Consider the following 4,594-nt stretch of genomic DNA (forward strand, 5'->3'; position numbering starts at 1 on the left):
TGCTGATTACTGCGATCGCCCCGGGCGACGAGGGTAATCGGCCGCTGGTCGGCACGGCCGCGGCGATCGCGCTGACGCTCGGGCTCACCCTGCTCGCGTGGGGCCCGCGCCTGCCGCACTCGGTGCACCACGGGTACGTCGCGATGGCGACGGTGCTGGTGACGGTCGCGGTCTACGCCTTCCCGAACACCGTCGGCGCCATCAGTCTCGCCGCCTTCTACGTCTTCGTCGCCTGCGACGCGGCGCTGTTCTTCGCGTGGTCACAGGCCGCGGCGCACATCGCCTTCGCCATGGCGCTGTGCCTGTGGGTGCTGCCGGTGCGGCCGGTGGATCCGGGGCTGCCGTGGTGGTCCGGCTTGATCCCGGCCGGGGTGACCCTCGGCGTCGGCGTGGTCGTCGGCATCCTCACCCGGATGGCGTCGGAGGCCGACATCGACGTGCTGACCGGGCTTTTGAACCGGCGCGGCTTCGACCGGGCGCTCAACTCGGCGATCGAGCAGGCGACCCGCACGGGTCAGGGACTCGCGCTGGTGCTGGTCGATCTCGACCGCTTCCAGAAGATCAACGACCACCTCGGCCACCGCGCGGGCGACGCCGTGCTGCAGCGCGTCGCCGACACGTGGTCGAAACTGCTTGCGCCGGACCAGCGTCTGGCCCGCTACGGCGGCGACGCGTTCGCGATGCTGTTGCCCAACACCACCGAGCAGGCCGCCATCCTGCTCACCGAGCAGCTGCGCGCGGCGGTCACCACCGGCTGTTCGGCGGGCGTGACCTCGTGGCAGCCGGGCGAATCCGGCTCGCTGCTGGTGAGCCGCGCCGATGTCGGCCTGTACCGGGCCAAGCAGGCGGGCCGCAACCGCACGGTGCTCGAGTCCTCGCGCCAGCTGCCGCTCGCGGTGGAGCTGCGCGAGGCCATCGACCGCGGCCTGCTCGACGTGCACTATCAGCCGATCGTCAGCCTCACCGAGGGCGGCGGCAAGGCGGTCGGCGTCGAGGCGCTGCTGCGCTGGTCGTCGAGTGCGCAGCCGGACGTGACCACCGAGGGACTGATCCGGGTCGCCGAGGAGTACGACCTCATCTCCGACCTGGACGAGCTGGTGTTGCGCAGGGCCTGTGCCGACGCCGCGCGCCTGCAGGACACCTTCGCCCAGCTCGACCTGACGCTCAACGTCAATGTCAGCGGCTTGGAACTGGCCGAGGCGGGCTACGCCGACCGGGTCGCGAGCATCCTGGCCACCACCGGCTGGCCCGCCGAGCAACTGGTGCTCGAGGTGACCGAGAGCGAGCTGGCGGCCGAATCACACACGGCCATCGCGAATCTGCACACCCTGCGCGAGCGTGGCGTGCGCATCGCCATCGACGACTTCGGCACCGGGTACTCCTCGCTCAGCCGGCTCGCCACGCTGCCGAGCGACATCCTCAAGGTCGACCAGTCCTTCGTCGCCGCCATCCGCTCCGACTCGCCCGCGCCCCCGCTGCTCGGCGTGATCGCCGCGTTGAGCAGCGCGCTCGACCTGCAGGTGATCGCCGAAGGGGTGGAGACCGAGTACCAGGCCGCGGTGCTCACGGAGCTCGGCTTCGCGCTCGCCCAGGGTTACCACTACAGCGACTCACACCCGGTGGCGGATCTGATCAGCGATCTCAACGAGAACCACGGCCGGGTGGGCCCGGGGACATCGGGCCGGGAACTCGGCGACGGCGACTCGATGCCCGCCGCCAACGGCTGGTTGCCGCTCGGATAATCGGTTGACGGGTCCGTCGCGGGTGCGCATGCTGTGCGCATGCGTTTGATCGTTTACGTCTGTTGATCTCTCACCGGGGTTTTCGCCCGGCTGACGGGTAGCACTCTCGGCGCCGAGTCGACGGTGCGCTCGTTGACGATTCGCGCCGTGCTGTTCAAGGGCTTCGGCGAGCTGATCCCGCTATACGCGCTGTATGCCCTGCTGTTCGCCGAGCACGGGCTGAGCACGGGGCAGATCTCGTCGTTGTTCGCGATCTGGTCGGCCACGTCGTTCCTGCTCGAGGTGCCCTCCGGCGCGTGGGCCGACACGGTGTCGCGGCGCGCCCTGCTCGTCCTCAGCGGTGTCCTGCTGACCGTCGGCTTCGCCCTGTGGACCCTGGTCCCCACCTACCTCGGCTTCGCTCTCGGATTCGTACTGTGGGGCACGGCAGGGGCTTTGGTCTCCGGTACCTTCGAGGCGCTGCTGTACGACGAGCTCGCCGCCCGCGGCCAGCGATCCGCGTATGCCCGCATCCTCGGCTACACACGAGCGGCGACGGAGACCGCGATGGTCGTCGGCATCGTCGCCGCGACTCCGCTATACCTCTGGGGCGGTTACGCGCTGATCGGTTGGAGCAGTGTCGGGTTCGCCGCTGTGCACACGGTGTTCGCGGTGACCATGCCCAGCGCGCCGAAGGCGGTCTCCGCCGCCGACATCGATGAGCTGGAAGACGAAGCGAGCGAGCTGGTTTCATCCGAAGGTCGAGTATCCACCGTGGGTGGTCATACTGCCGCCGCGATGTCCGAAGGTGGTCCGAAGGCAGCAGTTCATGATCCCGGCGACGCGGGACCGTTCGCGCGCTACCTCACCATGTTGCGGACCGGTGTCGGCGAGGCGATTCGAGTACGTGCCGTGCGCAACGGCGTGCTGCTCGGCGCATTGCTGTTCGGGATCACCGCGTTCGACGAGTACTTCGCGCTGCTCGCCGCGTCGGTCGGCGTGGCGACGGCGGTGGTGCCGCTGTTCGTCGGGCTGACTGTACTCGGCTCGCTGGGCGGTTCGCTGCTGGCCGGACGCACCGAGGGAATCTCGGCCCGCGCCATGGCGCTCGCTCTCGGCCTCGCCGGCGTCCTGTTCCTCGGCGGCGCGTTGATCACCGGGCTCGCCGCGCACCGGCCCAGCGCCGTGTATGTCCTTGTCTGCGTGGGGTTCACGGCGATCGGCCTGTCCTACGGGATCGTCTACAACGCCGATGTCGTCGCGGGGGCTCGGCTCCAGGACGCGATCGCCGGCCCGGCCCGCGCCACCGTGACCTCAGTCTCGGGCCTGCTCAGCGAGGTCGTCTCACTGGTGGCATTCGCCTTCGTCGCGCTCGCCACCTCTTGGTGGTCGATGTCCACCATCCTCGCGATTTTCGGCGCGGCCATCCTCCCTATCGCCGCGCTCACCCCCTCTTGGCTGCCGCGCCGACCGGACTAGATCATTCTGGCATGAGTCCTTGCCAGATACTCGATCGTGTGGGACGGTCTAGTCAGATGCTCGACCGTGAACCTCGATCCGACGGGTGAAGTGCAATGGCGCATGACAACCAGAAACTGCCGACTCCGCAGCTGTTCACGGAGTTCCCGTTCAAGTACGCCGTGCCCGTCATGGCGCCCGGCGACCTGAGTTGCACCGCCGCCCAGCGCGACTCGTTCCGCCGATTCGCCACGGTGGGCGACCCGCTCGCGGACGCCGTGGTCGCGATGTTCAAGCGACTGCCGGTCGGCGAGGGCCGCCGGATGTTCGAGATCGCGGTCGAGCGCGGCGTCGCGGCGGTGCCGGACGCGCCTGCCGAGCTGACCGCGTTCTTCGCGCAGGTGGAGGCCGATCCGTACTGGCTGGACCGCGCGAAGATCGAGCGCGGCGCGCGCGTGGTCGGGCGCACCAGCGTCTGGGGCGGCATCGCGATGGGCATGTTCGCCCTGATGGGCGGCTACCTCGCCTCCCGCGCGGACAAGACCCTCGTCGGCACCGGCGACCTCGACGCGATGGCGCCGCGCAGGCTCGCCGAGACCACCCAGTGGTGGCTGGACGTGACCACTCCCGGTGGGCTGGACCGCAATGCGGTCGGCTACAAGAGCGTGCTGCGCGTGCGGTTGATGCACGCCCTGGTGCGGGCCGGCATGAACCGCCGTCCGGACTGGGACTACCAGGCGTGGGACCAGCCGGTCAACCAGGTGCTCACCGTCGGCACCCTCGGCCTGTTCTCGATGGCGAATCTCGTGGGGGCCCAAGCCCTCGGCCTGCAGTTCTCGACCAGGGAGAAGGACGCGGTCTTCCAGCTGTGGCGCTACGTCGGATTCCTGCTCGGCATCGACGCGGAGATCCTGCCGACCTGCGAGACCGACACCTGGCGTGCCTTCTGGATCCTCGCCGACACCGAGTTCATCCCGGACGCCGACTCGAAACGGCTGGCGCAGGCGCTCATTCCCGCGGCGGGCGGGTTGTTCGTCGGCGACACCACTGCGGCCCAGCGCGCGCTGCGCCGGGTGATCACTGGATACATGGTGGCCTACAGTCGAATCGTGCTCGGCCCCAGCAACGCCGACTTCCTCGGGCTGCCGGACAGCAGGTTCTTCCAGAGCGCCGTCATGGCGACCGCCGTCGTCAACGGCGCGCTCGAGCTGCCTCGCCGAATCCTGCCCGGCGCCACCCGCTTCCACGAAAATCTCGGCGCCCGCATCCGTAACCGTCTGGTCCGCGGCTCCATCGCCCGCAACGGCGGCGATCGCACGTACGCCCGTCACGACGCCTACGCCGCCCGCCCGGCCCTGCGCGCGGGGTGATTCGTGCCGCGCTCGAGCGAACGGCGGTAGCGTGCCGGGGTGATC

Annotated in this window: 3 protein-coding genes; all 3 read left to right on the forward strand. The window is 69.6% G+C overall.

What is annotated here, in order from left to right; translation table 11 throughout:
• The first annotated feature begins 2 nt into the window (after positions 1–2).
• A complete protein-coding gene (locus ON39_RS00335; protein ID WP_063713285.1) occupies positions 3–1,742 on the forward strand; it encodes a putative bifunctional diguanylate cyclase/phosphodiesterase in 1,740 nt (579 codons plus the stop codon).
• A 123-nt stretch (positions 1,743–1,865) separates the two neighbouring features.
• Positions 1,866–3,200 (forward strand): MFS transporter, encoded by a 1,335-nt coding sequence (locus ON39_RS00340; protein ID WP_040729333.1) that lies wholly within the window; start codon positions 1,866–1,868, stop codon positions 3,198–3,200.
• A 95-nt stretch (positions 3,201–3,295) separates the two neighbouring features.
• The gene (locus tag ON39_RS00345) at positions 3,296–4,549 is read left to right on the forward strand and encodes an oxygenase MpaB family protein (RefSeq protein WP_040729335.1); all 1,254 of its coding nucleotides are present in this window, start codon (positions 3,296–3,298) and stop codon (positions 4,547–4,549) included.
• The last annotated feature ends 45 nt before the right edge of the window (positions 4,550–4,594 follow it).

It is taken from the genome of Nocardia tenerifensis NBRC 101015 (assembly GCF_000308715.1).
Lineage (GTDB): Bacteria > Actinomycetota > Actinomycetes > Mycobacteriales > Mycobacteriaceae > Nocardia > Nocardia tenerifensis.